The following is a 21,113-nucleotide window of genomic DNA, read 5'->3' as shown; positions in this document are numbered from 1 at the left end:
GCACTTGGGGAAAGTGCGTTTTCAGAGGGATTATCTGTTAGGGATTATTATACAACTCTATCTAAAGTAATTTTTCTATAGTTTCATTCATTTCACTTGGTTCAGAGGTTGGTTCAAATCTTTCAACTACATTACCATCTCTATCAACTACAAACTTAGTAAAATTCCATTTTACTGAATTTCCTTCTAGGAAACTAGGAAAATTCTTTTCTAATGCTTCTAAAAGTATCTTCCCAATTGGATGGTTCATATTAAGACCTTTATAAGCAGCTTTTTCTGTTAAGTAATTAAATAACGGATGAGCATTTTCATCTCTTACATCTGTCTTTTCAAATAATTGGAAGGTAACTCCATAGTTGATTTGACAAAAATTCTTAACATCTCCATTAGTTCCTGGTTCTTGTTCTGCAAATTGATTACTTGGGAATCCTAATACCTCAACTCCTTGATCTTTATACTTTTGATATAAAGCTTCAAGTCCCTCATATTGAGGAGTAAATCCACATTTACTTGCAGTGTTAACTATTACTAATACTTTACCTTTATATTTTTCTAAAGATATTTCTTCTCCATCTATTGTCTTTGCTTTAAAATCATAAATTGACATAACTTCTTTCCTCTCTATTAAATATTTATTTTCAAAACTAAATTATATAAATATGAATACAACCATATTTTTTACTAAATCCATATCACATCAAACCTAATTGGATACAATTTAATATTGTATAATTGAATTATATACATTAGCTATTAATATGTCAACTATTTTATTGTATTTTATGTAATCTTATCAGAAACATCTGATTGACTCACCAGTTATTTTAGAGCTTCAAAATTCAAAAGAGTGATTGTACAACAACCACTCTTTTAAATATTATTCAGTTTTTTTCTTTCTTAAAAATACATATAGTATACCTAAAGAAATAATTAAAACTGAAGAAATCATAGCAATAACATATAATTTAGCTTTATTACCATTAACTTTAGGAGTTACTTTACTAGCTTCGTTACTTGAAACACTTGCATCTTTGTTGGGATTTTCAATTATTATCTCTTTCTTTTCTTCAGTATCACTAGCAATTGACTCTTCTTCTTTATTCTCTATTAACTTAATATCTTTTGATAAGTTTTCAGAAGTATTTACATTTTTATTTGTATTTTGAACTGCCACTTCTGTATTTTTTGCAGGAACATTAACAATTGGATTATCCTTTTTCTTCTCTAATACTAGAAGTGCTTGCTGTAGTGCTTTAACTTCGTCATCAACTTGTTTTTGTGTTGCATCAGCATCATTATATATTGCTTTTGATTCATTTAAAGCTGCATCTAAGACTCTAATTGATTCATTTGTATATAGGTCTTTTTCTACCGACTGAGCTTTCTTGATTTCATTATCTAATACAGCTTTATCTACTTCCAAAATCAAATCATTTGTTGATACAATTCCGTACTTAGAAAAATGAGGAGTATTAAATTTAATAAATCCATTTTCCACCTTAGATTCAAATCTATGAAGATTTCCAGTTTCATCAATATAGACTATACCTAACTTCTTGCTTAAAAAACTGTCATCTAGTTTTAGTGAAACTTCAACCTCTCCATCCAATTTGTAAACTTCATTTTTTAGTAATAAGCTTAAATCATATACTTTTTCTAAAGTTGAATCTTTCAATGCTTCTGAATTAACCTTATATATTTTTTCCACCACTTCTTTTAATTGTTCATTATCTAGGGCTTTTGAAGATAATTGTATATCTTTCGGTAACTTTCCAGAAACACTTATATCTTTATTAGGACTTTCAATGGTTAGGTCTATCTTTTCTCCTGGAACCTCAATAACTGGATCATCTTTTTTCTTCTCTAATGATATCATAGCTTTTTCTAATACTTGAGCATCGTCATCTACTTGCTTTTGTGTTGCATTATCATCATTAAATATTGCTTTGGCTTCATTTAAAGCTGCTTCAAAGATCTTGATTGATTCATCTGTATATAAATTTTTTTCTATAAGCTCAGCCTTTTTAATGTCATTATCTAATGTAGCTTTATTTGCTTTCAAAACAAAATTATTTATTGCATCTTCTAATTGTTTCTTTGCATTTAATATTTCTGTACTGGTAGCCGCTTTATCTTCATAAACTTTTGTAATATTGTCTAAGGCATTATTATAAACCTCTATACTATTAGGTGTGAACGAGCTTGTATCCAAGTTTTTATTTTGATCATAGTATTTTTTTAGTTCAGATTTTAAACTTGTTCCATAAACTTCGAATTCCCATAAGGAATAACCATATTGTCCAATCGGAATTATTCCTAGCATCTTCACATATCTTCCTGTTACTGGTTTTTCATAGTTTAATTCTTTAATTCCAGCAACTCCATCTGTAATATGTGATACATCTATCCAGTTTTGCCCATCCTCTGAAATTTGAATTTTATATTCTTTACCACAAGCACCTTCCCAATTTAATACAACCCTTGAGATATCATATACTTCTTCTAAATCCACTTGTATATATTGTGAATTAACATCTTTACCAGGATTATCTTTGCCTCTTTCAGATACCCATCTTGATTGATAAGTATCACCTTTGTTCTCTACACTTCCATCAAAGGCATATTTTGATTCTAAAGTAAACTTTGACTTTGGATTTATATATTCTGAGCTTGCTTTTGAAGGTTTATTTAGAGCAACATTAACTTTATCTTCTTCCTTTGCTTCACCATAAACATTAATTTCAAATATATTTATCCCATAATTTGTTCCACTAACTAACCTTGATTTATGTGAATTAATTTTTACATAGCGACCATACACTGACTCACTAAAATTAATTTCATCTTTTAAACTCACATCTGCTTTTAATTGCTTCACACTTTTCCAATTTTGGTTATCATCTGATACCTCAATGGTATAATCGTCTGAACATGCATTTTCCCAAATGATTTTCATGGCATCTATACGTGAATACTTTTCTAGATCAATAATTATCCACTCATTATCTGAATTACGATTAGATGCCCATCTTGTAGATAAATCTCCATCAACAGCAAATCCTCCTACAAAGGTCGGTGCTTTAGATGATACAGAGCTTGTTGTAGTCGGTTTATTTAAGGAAAGGAGTTCTCCTTCATCCATTGCGACTTCTTTGATTTGATAACAATCCCCACTACTAGATTTCATGATAATTTTTATATAATTACACATTCTAGCAATAGGTATTGTTGTCTGCTTTCCATCGCCTTTTGAAACCTTTGAAACAAGTTCATAGTTTTCTCCATCTTGTGATGCGTAAACTTCATATTCACTGGCATATTTTTCTCCCCATGAAATAGTTATATCTTTCAAGTATTTGTTTGAGCCTGTAAGTAGTGAAATCCATTCTTCACCTTGGCCTTTACTTTCCCAATAGGTATTACTATTACCATCTACTACATTTTTAACGTAATGATTTGCAGTAGAACTACTCGCTAAATATCTATCATCTTGTCCTTCCGCTAATGTCTTCGATTGACCAGCATACGGTAAAGCTTTTGAAATAAAAGTAGTTGTTGTTTTAGTACTGTTATATGATAATCCTACATTTACTATCTTATGATCTTCATTGTCATTAACAGCTACAGTTATTTGTCTTGTACTTCCTGATTCATCTATGATAACACTACACGCTTGATCTACTGTTATTGTATAACCTTTCTTATATTCTAAAGAACCTGCTTTGTAAAAATTAATTTGTGTTTGCTTTAATCCATCATGTCTAACCGCTTGTACATCGGAATTATTTGCTACAACTGTTACAGGAATGTTGTTTGAATAGCTCTTTACTTCTGCTTCTGTTTTATTTGGAACAACTATATAAGCATAAGAATCATTAGTTGGTTTTACACCATGATCAATATATGCTGTAAAAACAGAATCAGCATTCTTTTTCATATCTTCTGGCCATAAGCTTGGAACATTTTTTTGTCCATCATAAGATACTTTAACCTTTGTATCCTTCAAGAAAACGTATCCAATCTTGTTGTTATATATACTTTTTGTTGTATATTCTTTTGCTACAGTTCCTAATTCAACTGCCTCACCATTAACTTTTAAATCACTAGCCTTACTTTGGTTTAAGGTTGTGTGAATAGGTGCATCATTTGTTGATGAAATATTTGATCCTAATGCGACAAACTCATCATCAAAGAAGAAATATCCTTTTTGACCCTTCGTATTAGTTTTATCAAATTTATAAGCAGTTACTCCATATTTACCATTACTTACGCCAATATTAAACAATTCATTATTTTCGAAATTGAATTTATTACTAATAAAATTAGGTGCTGTAGCTCCTGGAGTATGTGTCCAATCAAATACTGGATATACTGATTTATATTCATCTCCATCTACTGTTATTGTAGAAGATGCAGCTGATGTCCAATAAATCAATTGTTGATTTGGTTTTCCAGCTTCATTCCAAGGACCTCTCCATTCTCCCCCAATAAGATTCTTAGAATCCATCTTTATATTGACACCATAACCATCCCTCATATGAGATTCATATCCAGAACGCCACATATAGTAGTTACCGTTCTTACCATTGGAATTGTTTTTGCCTTCAATATTATCTAAAATTTTTTGATATTCACTAGCACGTTTAGTATCTGACTCAATCATTCTCTTTAAAGGCTCGATGTATTCTTCAGAATAGTTATCATATCCTACGTCGTATTTGTATGGACGATATCCAAGGTATAGCTCCATGATATCTCCTCTAACTGTCCAACTTGTACCATTTATCATATAGTTTCCCATTCTATCAACAACATCTTGGCTTACTGCAAAGTCTGTTGATTTCAACATATAGATCCAATAGCTCATGTCTCTAAACATAGTCATCCCGTAGCCATTTGAATAAAATTGTCTTCCATGCATATAGTAACTGTTATCAACTTGTACCGCTTCTTTTGTAATATCATCTAACTGCGTTGTTAAACAATAATCTAAATAATTACTAATCATATCTTTTAACTGAGTTGCATCTTCTTTAATGAGAGCATAATAAACATAGTTTTGATCAAACCATAAGTTATTTTGACCTGATCCATATTTAACTGGCGTTTTTTCTAAAAGCTTGTTTAGAATAATATTTAAAGCTTCACTGCTTATACTGTCCTCCATAAATAATCCGATTCTAGCAAATCGTAATTGAACACCAACTTGATTTTCCCACCAGTTTGTTGATCTTGGATTTTGCGACGCCCAATAAACTATAGCTTTATTCAATTTATCAACAACTTCTTGCTTTTTATAAATTGAATTTCCTTGTTTATTGTAAGCTATTGCAATAGCCTGCATTCTATCTAAGGCTAGATACGGGGACCATGCAGCTCCATTTGCAGCATTATTTGTAGCTTTATAATCCACATCTTTAAAAGATCCATCCGGTTCTATTAGCTTAAGATAATCTTCTGCGTGGCTTACATAGCAAGCCTCTACTTTTGACCCATCATCAATCGTATCAAGCTTTAAAAAATACTCCTTAATCCTACTCTTGATTAAATTCATATCATCAACATTTGTTGCTTTAGCAATACTTGTACCGTCAAAAACAAGAGCCATGATCATAATTAAAGATAAAACAATCCTACCAACCCTTTTCATCATATCCTTTCCCTCCATTGAAAACATTTACCTCACAATCCTATTCTTCTGTAATTTTACTTGAATTTCAACGAGCATTTACTTGAAAGTTTTATGGTTTCCTATACAAAAAAAAAGAGATTCATTAATCTCTAAATTTTAATGAATCTCTTTCTATGACTTTCACACTTAATAATTGTGTCATTGGTATATTATCTTTTCGATGTATACGATCAATTAAATTAGAAACAGCAACTTGACCCATTAGCTCCTTTTGTACTTGGACAGTTGTTATTTGTGGAATTGACTTTTCACATAAGGGTGTATCATCAAAGCCAACCACCCCAATATCCTCTGGAACCTTTACCCCCATATCTTTTAACGCAGAAATGACAGTAAATGCATTAGAATCATTTGCACAAATTAAAACTTCAGGCAACTCTTTTGATTGTAGGATGCTTATAATATCAGAAATTTGATTTGCTAATATGAATTTTTCTATTCCTTTTAAAAAGGAATATCTCTCAATATAACTATCTATACCTTGATAATCTGTTATATTGCTTTTAAGAAGCGCCTGCTTATATCCCAAAAACCTATCTTCAAAACTAAAGGAATAATCTAAGTCACCAAAGAAACCTATTTTCTTATAGCCTTTTTGAATAACATGATTTGCCATCATATATCCACCTTGCTTGTTATGAGTTAAAACACAGTCACTAGGATCACATAAGGATGTAAAGTCAACAAGAACCACTGGGACGCCAGTTTTTTTCAAAAGAATTAAATTATAATCAGATATTTTTCCAACAACTAGAACCCCGGCTACCTTTCTTTCTAAGATACACTTAGGCATAGCAAATTCAGTATCCTCAAAATAATTCAAGATGGAGAAATAGCCAAAAGCCTTTGCTTGTTCAACAATAGAACGTAAAACAATAGAATAGAAATGTCCTGTATCTGCATAATAGCTCTGCATCAAAATACAAACATTAGTCTTTGATAGCACAGATAAATATTGTCTTTTTTCATTTATATAACCCATTTCATCAGCAGTACGTAATATTTCTAATCGCATTTCTTCGCTTACACCAACTTTATCATTTAAAGCAATAGATACAGCATTAATAGAAATTCCTAATCTGTTAGCGATATCTTTCATTGTGACTTTCATAAGCTATTATCCTTTCTTTTCACCTTGGATATGTGAAATTAAATGGCTATTCATCCGATGCTTTAATTATGTCTGAAGTAACTTTAATTTTACTAAAAACTAATATATTATAGCGTCATATGCTATAACTCATCTCCATTCGTTTCAATAATCTTCTTAAACCAAGAAAATGATTTTTTCTTAATTCTACGCATATCTTTTAAATCATCATTATCTCTGTTAACATAAATAAAACCATATCTCTTCTTCATTTGAGCACGGCTACTGAGGATGTCTACTGGTCCCCAAGCAAGATAACCTCTACAGTCAACTCCATCATGAACAGCTTCTTTCATCTCTGCAATATGTTTGCTCATATAATCAATACGATAATCATCTATAATTTGGCCATCTTCACCGATTTGATCATCATATCCAAATCCATTTTCTACGATATATATAGGCATTTCATAACGGTCATACAATTGTCTTAAAGTAATTCTTAACCCAATTGGATCAACGGTCCAGCCAAACTTAGACATTTCTAAATAAGGATTCTTTTTAATAACCACATCATTCACATTAGTTAAACTTTCCTCTCCATAATGAGATATGGTAGACATATAATAACTAATAGCCAAATAATCTGTGATTCCTTTCTTTAAAAGCTCTAAATCTCCTTCAAGAATCTCAGGCATTGTTCCTTCATTTTTCATATTAGCATAGTAATACGAATTATAATGCCCTCTTGCAAAAACATCTAAAAATACATAAGCTTCACTCTGCGCTTTCATACTTTCTAAAGTGTCTAATGGGTGACAAGTCTCTGGATAGCTTTGAACAATTGTTGCCATCCCCATAACCTTTCCACCTTGTATGTGAATATATTCATTAATTAGGCTATGAGCAATTAATGTATTATGCATAATTTGATTATCAAACAGCTGTGCATTGATTTCTTCTGGACAAACGCTACCAAAGAACATTTTAGGACCTTTTTGTAATATTCCATTCTGTTCATTAAAGATTATCCAATACTTTACCTTATGTCCATAACGATCAACAATTTTCTTGCATAGTTCCACAAAAATATCAACAACTCTGCGACTATAAAAACCGTTATATTTTTCATGTAAAAAAATAGGCATTTCAAAATGATAAAGTGTAGGAATAGGCTCCATTCCTCTTTCAATTAAGGCATCTATAAACTTATCATAGAATTCAAAACCGGCTTCATTATAAGTGTTTTCATCACCCATCATTCTAGACCAGTCAATGGAAAAACGATAAGCATTAAAACCCATTTCCTTAAACAAATCAAAATCCGCTTCATATCTATGATATGAATCAATGCCATCCTTAAAGTCAGAGAATTCTCCTGTTGGTGTCAAATCACAAACAGCTGCTACCTTTCCACCTTCAGTATACCCGCCTTCACTTTGATGAGCCGTAACAGCTCCTCCCCATAAGAAATCTTTTCTCAACATTTCTCTTTCTCCTTCGAGTTTATTTATTCAATAACACGGTAAAAATCTATGTCATATAAATACACTTTGTGTATACAAGCTTATTATGTCAACACTTTACTTGAATAACAACAATATATTACTTGAAAAAAGCACTTTTTACTTGAATTATCCTCAAAAGACAAAGTTAATACATCCCCTTACTTAAGTGGTTTTAATCTTAGATAGTAAAAACATCTAAAAGTATTAAGATATATTCTTCTTTTTTATTCTTTAACTTATATTATGTACTAAACCTATTGGGATAACTATCCAAATATATAATTTAGTTATAAATTTCTAAAAAATAAAAAAAGCCATCCCAAAGGATGACTTTAAATTAGCTATTTTTTATTGATTAGTTCCTGTTGTTGCTACAGTTGGAGTTGCTGTAGCTTGAGTTGCTGCAGGATCTTGAGTTGTTTGTGTTTGAGTAACCGGAGGAGGTGTAGCTTTCTTTGTTCCAACCCTCATAACTCCATTTACTTTTTGATAATTATCAGTAGCTATATTTTCTCTTGCTATCTCTTTTCCATTTTGGTAAGTTACTAAATAACTCTGCACTTTATAACCAGTAACAGGATGTTTATCCCATTGAGTTTGACCTTCCATAATGGAGCTATCTTCTACTTTTGATATAGTAGGATCATACTTTGCTAAAGTATCAGCAAATAATTCATAGGTTTTTCCACCCATTCCAGCTATATTTCCATAAAAGTTAACATATACATTTTTATTGCTTGTGTATGATTCTATATATATAGGGAAATTATATGTATTCTTAAATTTATAGTCCAATGATCCCCAATAAACCGTTGCATCTAATCCTACATCTGAATAGCTTGTAGGCATAGAATGATTACTTCTTTCCGTTGATCTAATACCAGCTCTCATAGCCGCTCTATATAGTGTAGTTGAAACTTGGCATATACCTCCACCAACTCCTTGTTCAACTTTATCTCCTACAAATATTGCTGCATCTTTAAAGCCTCTAGCTGTTGTTCTTTCTCCAACAGCTTCATTATAGCTGAATGTATCTCCAGGCATTAGCACTTTAGCATTTATAAAATTACTAGCTAAAGTTACGTTAGCTGATCTTCCTGGGTTAGAAGTTGCAAAACTAGTTGAAAAAGTTGAAATTTTGCCATCAATCTTTGCAAGCTCTGATTTTGGATACTTTGGCTTAACTTCTTCTATTGGTGCTTGCACAACAGTTTGTTGCTCAATTTTCCCATTAATGTTAGTTTTAATCAACTTGTCCAATTGTTCGGTATTTACTTTACGACCTGTTTGATCATCAGTAATACTTATATTACCTCCACTTATGGAGATTTTTGCATTTACAGGGTCTTGGTTTATTTTGCTTTCAATTTGCTGTTCAAATGCCTTTATCTTGCTGTCATCATATTTAAACTCTAGAGGAAGATTTTTATTAGTCCCGTTTTTTATAATATTATTTTTCTGAAATAAGCTTAAATTTTTTCCTTCTTCTATGGCTTTTTGAGCCATTTCTTGAACATTAAATTGAGGATTCAAATTTGAATAGTCAAGCTCAAAGTTTTGGTCTAACGCCTTAACAATAAGCTTCTTTTGCTTTATTGTATTTGAAAAACTATCTTCTAATAGTTTTACTGCTTCTTCTTTTGTCTTACCTGAAAGATCAACATCATTAACCTTTACACCTTGGTATATCTTATTATCCCATTTTGCAACTTGATTCTTTACAGACATGGCGTATACACCAGCTCCAGATAATCCAATCACTACTACAGCTACAGTCCCAGCAACTACCATCTTTAACGTTTTGTTTTTTCCTACTTCGTTGCTCATATATTTTCTCCTTTCTTTTAAATGAACCACCTAAAAGTAATTTGACATATTTTCATCTTATATTAATAATAGATTATAAATGTTTTCAAATATTTAACAATTAGATTGGTATATCCTTTATGGTACTCCTAATTATACTATAAAAAAAACCATTAATAAATATACTTTTATTGTAAACTTTATATTTAGGCACAAGTTACAAAGATATTCTTATCATATTATTTATGATGTGATATTTTTAGGCTTTTATAATATTTTTTTTAATTTATTACTTAACACAGTACAAATAAACATAGTATATATTGTGACTCAATCTGATTTTTTTACTTTTACTTGGAAACGCTATAATTTTAGATGTATAATCTAAGGATGTACCAGTTCTTACCGAAATCTATTTTTAAAACTCTCACGGTTTCTGGTGAGAGAATTTAAAAATATAAATTTTATTAAGAAGTGGTACATCTACATAGAAAATTTTCTTGGGGGATAGAAAAATGAAATTTGATTTAGATGTATTAAAGACTTATTTAATGAACCTTCTAACAACTCCTAGTCCTACCGGATATACTGATAATATCCGTAAATATGTAATAACTGAACTAGAAAAACTTAATGTTAATTATACTGTAACTAATAAAGGCGCAATTCTTGTAAGCTTCAAAGGAGAAGATAAAAGCTTTGATAGAGTGTTTTCTGGACATATAGATACTCTAGGTGCTATGGTTAAAGAAATAAAAAATAATGGCGCTTTAGAGCTTACACCTGTTGGTGGATTTATGATGACATCTATAGATGGTGAAAACTGTACTATAGAGACCTTAGATGGTAATTCTTATACTGGTACTATACAAACTATAAAACCATCAGTTCATATAAGTGGAGATGATGCTAGAGATTTAAAGAGAATCGCTCCAAATATGGAAGTGATAATTGATGAAAAAGTATTTAGCAAGGAAGATACTGAAAGACTAGGTATAAACGTTGGAGATTTCATTTGTTTTGATTCTAGAGCTACCATAACAGAAAAAGGTTTTGTAAAAAGTAGACATCTTGATGATAAGGCTAGTGTAGCAGTTCTATTAACTGCAATAAAATATATTTCCGAAAAAAATCTTAAACTTCCATACAACACACACTTTTTCATTTCTACTTATGAAGAAGTTGGACATGGTGCTAAAGCAGGTTTGCCTGAGAACACAAAAGAATTTATAGCTGTAGATATGGGCGCACCTGGTCCTGGACAAAATTCATCTGAATATGCTGTCTGTATATGCGCCAAGGATTCTTCCGGCCCTTATGATTATGACTTAAGAAAAAAAATTGTAAGTCTATGTAAAGAAAATAATATAAATTATAAGATAGATATATATCCACATTATGGTTCTGATGCCTCTGCAGCAGTAAATGCAGGCTGGAATATAAGAACCGCTTTAATAGGTCCTGGAGTTTTTGCATCTCACGCCTATGAACGAACTCACTTAGATTCTCTTGTGGAAACTTTAAAGTTGGTATTAAAGTATTCTGAAACTAAATAATCTATAAACACCGAAAAAAATGCCCAAATTAATAGGGCATTTTTTCATTCTATAAATTATTCTACTTTTCGCCTTCTCCAAATATAAAATAATCTCCATCAAAATAAGTTCCATATTCTAATTGATCATCACTTCTTGTTGGTTGAATTAAAAATTTAGTTCTTTTCTTTGAAAAATCTCCATCAAAATCGAATGCTTCTATACCTATTTCTATAGGTCTTCCAGCTGGAAGTGTAAATTTTGATTTTGGTATAACATAATAAGTATCATTTACTCCTACAGTTCCTGCATAATTACTGTTAACAAATATATTGTATCCTAAAAGATCTTTATCTTTATTCTTTGTCCATGAAACATATATATTCTTATTATCAGCTCTTGCATAAAGTCCTTTTACATCAGTTGGTGGCGTAAGCATATCTATGCTATCTGGTCCATAGTTCAAATCTGCAGGAGGGGTAACTCCAGGAATATCTCCAGCTTCTGTATATTGCCATATTCGCCATCTCTTCCATCCACCTATATCTGGTGGCACAGGTGGATTACCTGCAATTTCTTTATACATAGCAATCCATAGAGGCATATTACTTAACGGATATCCTTTTCCAGCTATTTTAAAATCATCATATAGATTTACAAAAAATACTCCTGTGTAAAGCATAAGTCTTCTTCTTGTTTTACTTTCAAACCTTTTTCTAAATCTATCTACCCAGTTTACAAGCTGCGCTGTTGTAATAGATTTATTGGTAGGCGCTTCTACATCAAGTACGGGAAATAAGTCTCCATAATCTCCTTGACCAAATCCATCTTGAAGAACTCCGATAAAGGCATCACATTGACTATCCGCTGTAGCATAATCTGCAGAAGGTAATGCATAGTGATATGCCCCTACTGGGATACCTACAGCCCTTGAGCCTCTTGCAAATTCAATAAACTTTGCATCAACTCTAAATCTACCAGAGCCTGAACCAGATGCTCTAAGATAAAGAAAGTCTACTGTTCTTGCTAAGATAGCAAAATTAACCCCTGATTTGTACTCATTTATATCAGCACCGAAGGTACTAAACATTGTTTTATTTTGCATAGTTCCTCCAACTATAATAATACTCATACCATTAGGATATTAAAGTAGTCCAAGTAACGTTACAAAATAATAAAATTTTCTTTATCGTAGTACCCATAATAAATTTAGGTGCTCCTACTACCGATACTTTGATGACCTTCGCAAAGAATTAATATGATTTCTTCCGATTAAATGTCTAAAATTGTATAACTCACTACGTTCGGACAATACAATTTCCTAACGCCATTTAATCTGCAAAAATCATTTAATTCTAATAGCTCGTTCATATAGTATCTCTCGTAGGAACACCTAAATTTATATAAAGATGTACTAGTTTAATTTAACTATTAATTACAATAAAAAAGGATGGATATCCTCAAATTCAAGACTATTTTTTAAAATTCTTCTGGTACTGAGCAAAGTTTTAAAAAATACAACTTAAATTATAAAGTCATCCATCTAAAGAGTTTCTGCATAGAAACTATAATCTTATCATTACTGAGAACTTTATATCATTACCGTAGCACTCTGCCCAGATGCGTCCATTATGAAGTTCTACGATATTTTTGCATATAGCAAGTCCAAGACCACTACCACTTACATTTTCAGATGTCCTAGATTCGTCTGCTCTATAAAATCTTTCAAACAGTTTTTCGAGCTTTTCTCTTGGTATATTTTCGCCTTTATTCTTTATTGATATAAGCGCATATTCATTATCTCTTTTTAAACTTACAGTTATATTTGTATTCTCAAAGGAATACTTTATAGCATTTCCTAATAGATTTTCAAAAGCTCTTAGCATTTTATTTACATCAAGATTAGCTTCTAATCTTTCTTCTGTAAAGTCTTTATGTATTCTAAGTCCTCTTTCATCAAAAAGAGGCATAAGTTCTTCTATAAGCTGAGATAAAAACTCATTTAAGTTAACTTGTTCTTTATATAAGCTTACTCCTTGATTAGTTAATTTTGTATACTCAAAAAGATCTTCTAAAAGTATTTTTATTTTTTCAGATTTATTGAAAGCTATGTTCATATACTCTTTCATCTGATCTTCATTTTCGTACTTCCCATCCTTAAGAAGTCCTATATATCCCATTACAGAGGTAAGAGGTGTTCTAAGATCGTGAGAAACATTTGTTATGAGTTCATTCTTTGTTTTTTCAGCCATTCTTTCTGCTTCAATTCTGTTCATTATCTCAGAAGCCATGTAGTTAATATTCTCAGCTAGATTATTAAGTTCATCTTTTCCTCTTCCATTTATTCTAAATCTCAAATCACCTGATGCAATCTTCCTTAACCCCTCTGAAATCTCCTCTATATATTTCATCTTTTTATTTGTTATATAGATAAAACTTGTTACAAAAACTATCACCGCTATGATAACAGCCATTATAGAGTTCGAAGAATATGTTTGGTTGTATTCCATCTTAGCTTGTGGAGTTGCAAAAATGAATAGATATAATTTCTCATCTTTTATATTAAGTGGGTAAAATATTACAAATTCTTTTCCTTCAGTCCTGTATTGATTATTATATCTATTAGAATAAGAGTCCATAGCATATTTTATGGTTGCATAGACATCAACTGAATTTTGGATTACATTATTAGTTTTAAATATAATCTTGCCATCTAGATCTGTTAATATCACCTTTTCATTTGCATCAGCCCCATAAAATCTTCCTACACTTTTTTGAATATCACTGGAATTAGTTACAGACAAATCCTTAGTATTTATCAAATAATTAGAAAACCTCTGAGCTCTATCCTGTATTTCACTATCATCATATACAAGAGTAGCTGATTTATAGTTATCTCGTAGTATATCATTAGATATACCATACGCCACAAGTGATATCAGGAAACAAATTCCGAAAGTAACAACAAGTTCGAACCTAATACTTTTTTCCATTCTTTCCTTAAAGATCTTGAATACTAGTCTAACTGGTTTCATTATCTTCCAGTTCCATACCCATCTGATAAATCTAAACTTTAGAAATTTCTTACTTCTCAATTTTATATCCTACTCCCCAAACAGTTTTGATATATTTAGGCTTTCTAGGGTTTTCCTCAAGTTTTTCTCTTATCTTTCTTATATGCACCATAACTGTATTATCAGATTGTATAAAGCTTTCATTCCAAACACTCTCATAGATATTTTCTATAGAAAATACCTTGCCCCTATTTTCAGCTAAAAGAGCTAGTATATCGAACTCAATTGGAGTAAGCTTTATTTCTTTACCGTTAATATCTATTTGATGTGTTTCTATATTAATTGTTAAATCTTCTATTTCAATAACATTATCTTTCTTTTTTTGAATTACATTATTATTTAACTTAATATACCTTCTTAACTGAGATTTTACCCTTGCAAGTAATTCTAATGGATTAAAAGGCTTAGTTAAATAATCGTCAGCTCCTGTTGTAAGTCCAAAAATCTTATCCATATCCTCACTTTTCGCAGATAACATTATTATAGGCGTATTTCTTTCTTCTCTTATCTTCATACATGCTTCTATACCATCAAGCTTAGGCATCATAACATCTAATATTATTAAGTCAACATCATTTTTTTCTAGAACTTCAAGTGCTTCCTGCCCATCAGAAGCTTTTATTGTGTTATATCCATCATTCTTAAGATAAATCTCCACTAAATCTCGTATTTCTTTTTCGTCGTCAACGATAAGTATTGTTTCCTTCTCCAATATCTTACACCTACCTCTTCCATTATATTTATAAAGCTAAACACACTCAAGGCTAGTATACTTCCTGCAACCGCATCTATAATTGCATGTTGTTTTACAAATAAAGTAGATAATATTATAGAAATCCCTACTATTTGAATTACAATTTTGAACCAAGTTTTTAAGTCTTTATTTTTCCATAGATATATCATGGTTATTGATGTAGTAAGAACATGTATACTTGGAAAACAATTATATGGTCTATCTATTTCATATATATTTCTTATTAAATTACTTAAGATATCATTACCTACAACTATAGGTCTAGGTACTGTAGTTTGAAAATTTAAGTATATACATATGCAAATTAGTTCCCCTACGCATAAACAAATTACATATTTATAATATTCTTTAGTATTATTGACCAAAAGATATACAATAGCAAACCCAATAAAAATATACCATATATAATATGGGATTATAAAAGCCTTAACAAAAGGTATACTTCTATCTACAGAAGTCATGAGGCTATGTACCTCACCATTAATGGGCTTATTAAAATATTGATATAACACTCCTATAACAAAGTATGGCAGAACAAAAAACGCATGTTTCAACTTGTTTCTCATAGCAATCTCCCTAATCCCTATCAAATTAATCTTTATAATTAATGATTAAATAATATATTTAAATTTACACTTTTAAATCAAAGTATATATGAATGCTTCATACTTAAATTTATATCTTCAAATTCTCCTCTCAGAAACTAGAGGAGTTTTGGAAATAGATTCCGAATTGAAGTGTTTCATCTTTAATTCCACACTATTAATATTACTATTAAACTTAGCAATCTTACAAACAACTAATTCTATATTTCTATTATACATGCTAATTCTTAATAAATAATTGACAAAATTCTTAATATTATCTTAATAAAAATATTATCTATGAGGAAAATCTGGCAAGTTGGTTGTTAAGTTTTATTTTATACTTATCTCTACAGTAAAGATAATATGCTATTCATCCCAAAGATGTTAAAAGCCATGACCTAAATGAAAAAAGATCATGGCTTAATTTTATAAGTTTTATGCTTAACTACGTTCTTTTATTGAAGTTTCGATTATTAGATCTAGCAACTTACTAAAGTCTACATTCTTTCCTGCTGCACTTTTTGGAAAAAGGCTATTCTTAGTCATTCCTGGTAATGTATTAACTTCTAATATATACGGAACTCCTTCGCTAACTATCATGTCAACTCTTGCATAAACACTACATTTAAGAGCATTATAGGTTGCTAGCGCCATTTCTTCAACCTGTTTATGAAGTGACGGTTCTAATTCTACTATAAACTCATCTGCCCCACCATCTGAGTATTTTGATGTGTAATCAAAAAAAGCTGACTTAGGCTTAATAGCTAGCACTGGAAACATTTGTCCATCCAAAATCGGACATGTTATTTCATCACCTTTTATATACTTTTCAATCATAACTTCTTTATCCCATTTTAAAGCTTCAATAACCGCATTCTCAATTTCAGACTCTTCCTTAATTACAAAGGTAGCTACTGATGATCCACCGTTATTAGGCTTTACAACTACCGGATATCCCAAACTATCTATTTTCATATAGTCAATATCATCTAGTGACTTAACATTAAACCAAGGTGCAGTTCTTATATCCCTTGATTTTAATATCTTCTTAGTCATATCCTTATCCATACAAACAGCACTACTTAAAGTATCACACCCAGAATAAGGTATTCCCATAGTCTGAAGGACTGCTTGAACTGTTCCATCTTCTCCGAATTTTCCATGTAAAGCTAGTAGCGCAAAATCTATGTCTTTGACTTTTGTAAATAAATCTTCTTTAGCATCTATAACTATTGGAATAATTTCATACTTTTCCTTATCTAGATTGGCTAATATAGATTGTCCGCTATTCAAAGAAACTTCTCTTTCTGAGGATATTCCCCCCATTATAACTCCGACTCTCATTATAATCCCTCCAAAGAACTTCTTGTTTACTCTTTACTTAAGTAACCTTTTTTGCTCTAACCAAATAAAGTTATTCATAAATTATCTAGACTGTAATTTTATAAAGAGTAGATAAAAAAATCAAATCTTGTTAATTATATCACTATAATCAGATTCCTTAAAGCTATTGTATTTAATTTCCATAAGGAACTACAACTATATAATATGTCAATCGATTTAAAATGACATTCCATTTTAGATGAATCACTTCATAATTGAATTTATATTTTTGGCTATATTTAAGAGTATTGTTGAAATTAAGTGGTTATAAAGGAGATGCTATATGAGCGAGCTATTAGAATTAAATGATTTTCTCAGATGGAATGGCTCTAAAAAATCGCTAATCGTTCTTTATTAGTGATTTTTTTACGCATCTGCCTTTTCTGAACGTATGTGAAGAAATTCTGGCAGGCGACATATTCTCACTTTTTTACTCTTTATATACTCTTTTTGCTTTCTTAATTTTATATATGAAATTTTTTCAATAATGACTGATTAATAAAGAGTAAAAACTGTACTGTTCGAACGTAGTGAGTTTACAGTTTTAGCCATGGAATATGAGAAAATCATATTAATTCTTTGCGTAAGCTCATTAAAGCATTGGATGGATAACCACTTAATTTCAACACGGTGCTTTAACATCGCCATATTTTTAGGATTGAAGTGTTTTATAGATAAACTAGTTCCAAATAGAATCTATATTTAATAATCATATTACCATTAATAGTTAACAGAAATATCACTTAGTTTTATTAAATAGAACTGGATTATCTATTCCGCTGAACTGATAAACTACTTCAGTCCTTAAACTCCAAATAAAGATTTCGATGGTTCTACGAATCTTTATTTGGATAAATTCTAATATGAAGTAGTTTATCTATATCTTAACATATTTCATATATATCAGAGAACTCGATATTAATTCGTTCAATTCTAGTATCCTCATTAGATATTATTATTGGAGTTTGTTCAATCTCTTTAATTCTAGTTATTGGTAGGTTTATTATAAATTCACTTCCCTTATTTAAGGTACTTTTAGCACTGACTGTTCCTCCATGTAACTCAACTAAAGATTTTACTAAAGAAAGTCCTATTCCACTACCTTCATGCTCTCTAGCTAAAGACTTGTCCACTTGTCTAAATCTTTCAAATATAATATTTATCTGATCTTCTGGAATTCCTCTTCCGTCATCTTTTATGGCTATTCTTACATTATCCTCAATTTGTTCTACCAACACCAGAATTTTTCCATTTGAATCTGTAAATTTAATAGCATTGGACAAAAGATTTAGTATTATTCTTTCGATCTTGTCTGGATCACAGTAAATATATAATTCTTCTACAAACGTATCAAATATCACTTCTATCCCTTTATTCTCAGCATATGTAACAACAGATATAGTTATATCTTCTACAATTTTAATTACATCATATACTCCACAGTTAAGTTTCAGGTAACCAGCATCAATTTTTGTTATATCGATTAGGTTATTTATAAGCCTTAGCAATCTGTAACAGTTTTGCCTTAATACATTACTATATTTTTCATAAGGCATCTTCGTTATATCTTCCTTATTCTTATATAAATCCAAAACTTGTATAACAGAGAATATAACATTTATTGGAGTTCTAAGTTCATGAGATATGTTTGCAAAAAATTCTGTCTTCAATTGGTCATATTGTAAAGCCTCATCTAACCTTTTTCTATCCTTTTCATGTTCTTCCTTAAGCTCAACCATCTTTTTCTTTTCAGTAATATCTCTTGCTAAACATATAATCTTTGTAAGTTCACCATCCTCTATTAAAGGTGAATAGTTTACTTCTAAGTATCTAGACTCTCCATAGAACAAAAATGATATCTCATGTCCCCTAACTATCAATCCTTCATTTAAGTATTTAATTATATTAACTTCACTTTCATAGTCAATATCATCAAATACCTGCTTTAGATATTTATTTAAAATACTCTCTTTACTTTTACCTAAAAGTTCGCACATTGCAGGATTTACATCAGTAATCCTTAGGCTTTTAGAATCAAGTACATATATCATATCTGGGCACATGTTAAATATTTCAGAATACTTTCTCTCGCTCTCTTTTAATTCTTTCTCAGCTAATTTCTTATAAGTTATATTTCTAGCACTTATAATAGCTCCATCAATTTTATCTTTTTCTTCTACCGGATTAATAACGTAATTCACATAAATATACGTATTCTTACCAGATTTCATTTTACACTCATTTGTGACTATCTTATTTTTTTCCAAGCATAATCTCATATCTTGCAGCACTTTTTGAACATCATTTTCAACTACATTATGTACCCAAGGAACCATCTTATAGTCTTCATAGTTACCACCAAAGAGGTTAGTATAGGAAGGAGAACAGTAATCTATCCTTCCTTCGATATCTATCTTACATATCAAATCATGAACACTGTCTGTTATTTGTCTAAACTTCTTCTCACTCTTCTGTAGTTGCAGCGACATATCTATAAAGTTAGTATTATCATTCATAACTCCTAAATAGAACATATCTTCATCGATTTCAAATTCATTTATATATGTATTAAAGTAAAAAACCTTCCCATCTTTTCCTATTAACTTACTTTCCCCACTCCACTGTTTTTCCATATCTATAACTTTATTTATTTTGTTTAAAGAACGATTTTTTCTGTTTGGTAGAATATCACTTATATTCTTCCCTTCTACAGAGTCATCACTATAATTTTCCTTAATAAATCCATCTGCAGCTACATTAGTAAAACGTATGGTGCCTTGCTTATCTAATATAAAAACAACACTTGGCATCTCTTGTAAGATCTTGTAGTACTTGAGCATGTCAGTCCTAAAGACATTCGTATTATCTATTATTTTTTTTGCATCAATATATTTATTTTTAAAACAAATACATATGCCAATCATAACTGCTGAAATAGATAGAATGTAAAAAATGTCAGAAAAATAGATAAGCGCAGTTCTCTGCCCTAAATCACAGAAGGTATAAACATGGTTAAAAAACTCAAACATAGTTGAAGTTACAAAAAACTTCATCATAGAATCATTGCATTCTTTTTGTTTTCTTATCAAAACAATACCTAATACAAGAATTCCAAGAAGATCTATTATTGTCATTATAGACCTCCAATATATACTCCTATCACTTAAGTACCCGTATAAAAGTTTTATATCTATATAGTAAAATACTATTCCTATAAAGAAACTTAAAACAGAATATGTGCATATACTTTCTCTACTTACATGCTTAAGCTCTTTATTGTTATAAAGGAAGTAAATAAAGCCAACAGTGATTATAAAACTTATTATATTATATCTTGTAGATAAAAAAGCTTGATTATATATACTAACTACACTACTCCCCTTACTCATAAGCTCAACGCATTCAATAAACTTCGTTCCAAATAAAGTCATCGTGCCTAGTCCAATAAATAATATATAACTTTTTTTTGATACTTCGAAGTATATTAAAATCATAAACGCAACTATAAAAGTAATTATAGTCTCCGCTGGTATCATTCCATCTATATAAGATTTTGATATTTTGATATCTATATTAGAACCATATTCTAAAAGAATTAGAAAAGTAAACCCTATATAAATACTTAAATATGAGAGATTCTTCTCGGCATTTTTACGATTCATCCTTGTTATCCTTCCATAATAA

12 protein-coding genes are annotated in these 21,113 nt (G+C 30.4%); 1 reads left to right on the top strand and 11 read right to left on the bottom strand.

The window, feature by feature from the left end; genetic code table 11:
• Positions 1–61: 61 nt before the first annotated feature.
• The 5 genes from bsdtw1_RS02015 to bsdtw1_RS01995 form a co-directional block, all read right to left on the bottom strand.
• The gene (locus bsdtw1_RS02015) at positions 62–607 is read right to left on the bottom strand and encodes a glutathione peroxidase (RefSeq protein ID WP_183275937.1); all 546 of its coding nucleotides are present in this window, start codon (positions 605–607) and stop codon (positions 62–64) included.
• 270 nt (positions 608–877) lie between these two features.
• Positions 878–5,653, bottom strand: a complete 4,776-nt coding sequence (locus bsdtw1_RS02010; RefSeq protein ID WP_183275936.1) for a discoidin domain-containing protein — start codon at positions 5,651–5,653, stop codon at positions 878–880.
• 121 nt (positions 5,654–5,774) lie between these two features.
• On the bottom strand, positions 5,775–6,803 hold the full coding sequence (locus tag bsdtw1_RS02005) for a LacI family DNA-binding transcriptional regulator (RefSeq protein ID WP_183275935.1): 1,029 nt from the start codon (positions 6,801–6,803) through the stop codon (positions 5,775–5,777).
• 122 nt (positions 6,804–6,925) lie between these two features.
• Positions 6,926–8,269, bottom strand: a complete 1,344-nt coding sequence (locus tag bsdtw1_RS02000) for a glycoside hydrolase family 1 protein (RefSeq protein WP_183275934.1) — start codon at positions 8,267–8,269, stop codon at positions 6,926–6,928.
• A 369-nt stretch (positions 8,270–8,638) separates the two neighbouring features.
• The gene (locus bsdtw1_RS01995; protein WP_183275933.1) at positions 8,639–10,117 is read right to left on the bottom strand and encodes a VanW family protein; all 1,479 of its coding nucleotides are present in this window, start codon (positions 10,115–10,117) and stop codon (positions 8,639–8,641) included.
• Positions 10,118–10,611: 494 nt separating this feature from the next.
• Between bsdtw1_RS01995 and bsdtw1_RS01990 the strand changes: the two genes are divergently transcribed.
• Positions 10,612–11,652 carry a M42 family metallopeptidase gene (locus bsdtw1_RS01990; RefSeq protein WP_183275932.1) on the top strand — a complete coding sequence of 347 codons (1,041 nt, stop codon included), beginning with the start codon at positions 10,612–10,614 and terminating at the stop codon, positions 11,650–11,652.
• Between the two features lie 61 nt (positions 11,653–11,713).
• Here bsdtw1_RS01990 and bsdtw1_RS01985 read toward each other — a convergent pair whose 3' ends face one another.
• The 6 genes from bsdtw1_RS01985 to bsdtw1_RS01960 all read right to left on the bottom strand — a co-directional run bounded on the left by bsdtw1_RS01985 (position 11,714) and on the right by bsdtw1_RS01960 (position 21,091).
• The gene (locus bsdtw1_RS01985) at positions 11,714–12,736 is read right to left on the bottom strand and encodes a glycoside hydrolase family 25 protein (RefSeq protein ID WP_183275931.1); all 1,023 of its coding nucleotides are present in this window, start codon (positions 12,734–12,736) and stop codon (positions 11,714–11,716) included.
• A 460-nt stretch (positions 12,737–13,196) separates the two neighbouring features.
• Positions 13,197–14,726, bottom strand: coding sequence for a sensor histidine kinase (locus bsdtw1_RS01980; RefSeq protein ID WP_244638091.1), 1,530 nt, complete (start codon positions 14,724–14,726; stop codon positions 13,197–13,199).
• Complete coding sequence (locus bsdtw1_RS01975) at positions 14,716–15,417, bottom strand: response regulator transcription factor (RefSeq protein WP_183275930.1); 702 nt, start codon at positions 15,415–15,417, stop codon at positions 14,716–14,718. The genes bsdtw1_RS01980 and bsdtw1_RS01975 overlap by 11 nt, the downstream gene beginning before the upstream one ends.
• Positions 15,363–16,025 carry a phosphatase PAP2 family protein gene (locus bsdtw1_RS01970; protein ID WP_183275929.1) on the bottom strand — a complete coding sequence of 221 codons (663 nt, stop codon included), beginning with the start codon at positions 16,023–16,025 and terminating at the stop codon, positions 15,363–15,365. Before bsdtw1_RS01970 ends, bsdtw1_RS01975 begins: the two co-directional genes overlap by 55 nt.
• A 462-nt stretch (positions 16,026–16,487) precedes the next feature.
• Complete coding sequence (locus bsdtw1_RS01965) at positions 16,488–17,390, bottom strand: D-alanine--D-alanine ligase (protein WP_183275928.1); 903 nt, start codon at positions 17,388–17,390, stop codon at positions 16,488–16,490.
• 923 nt (positions 17,391–18,313) lie between these two features.
• Positions 18,314–21,091 (bottom strand): sensor histidine kinase, encoded by a 2,778-nt coding sequence (locus bsdtw1_RS01960; RefSeq protein ID WP_183275927.1) that lies wholly within the window; start codon positions 21,089–21,091, stop codon positions 18,314–18,316.
• Positions 21,092–21,113: the final 22 nt, after the last annotated feature.

The organism is Clostridium fungisolvens (assembly GCF_014193895.1).
GTDB lineage: Bacteria > Bacillota > Clostridia > Clostridiales > Clostridiaceae > Clostridium_AR > Clostridium_AR fungisolvens.
The sequence above is the reverse complement of the archived record's forward strand: the minus strand, read 5'-3'. Positions and strand labels throughout refer to the sequence as shown.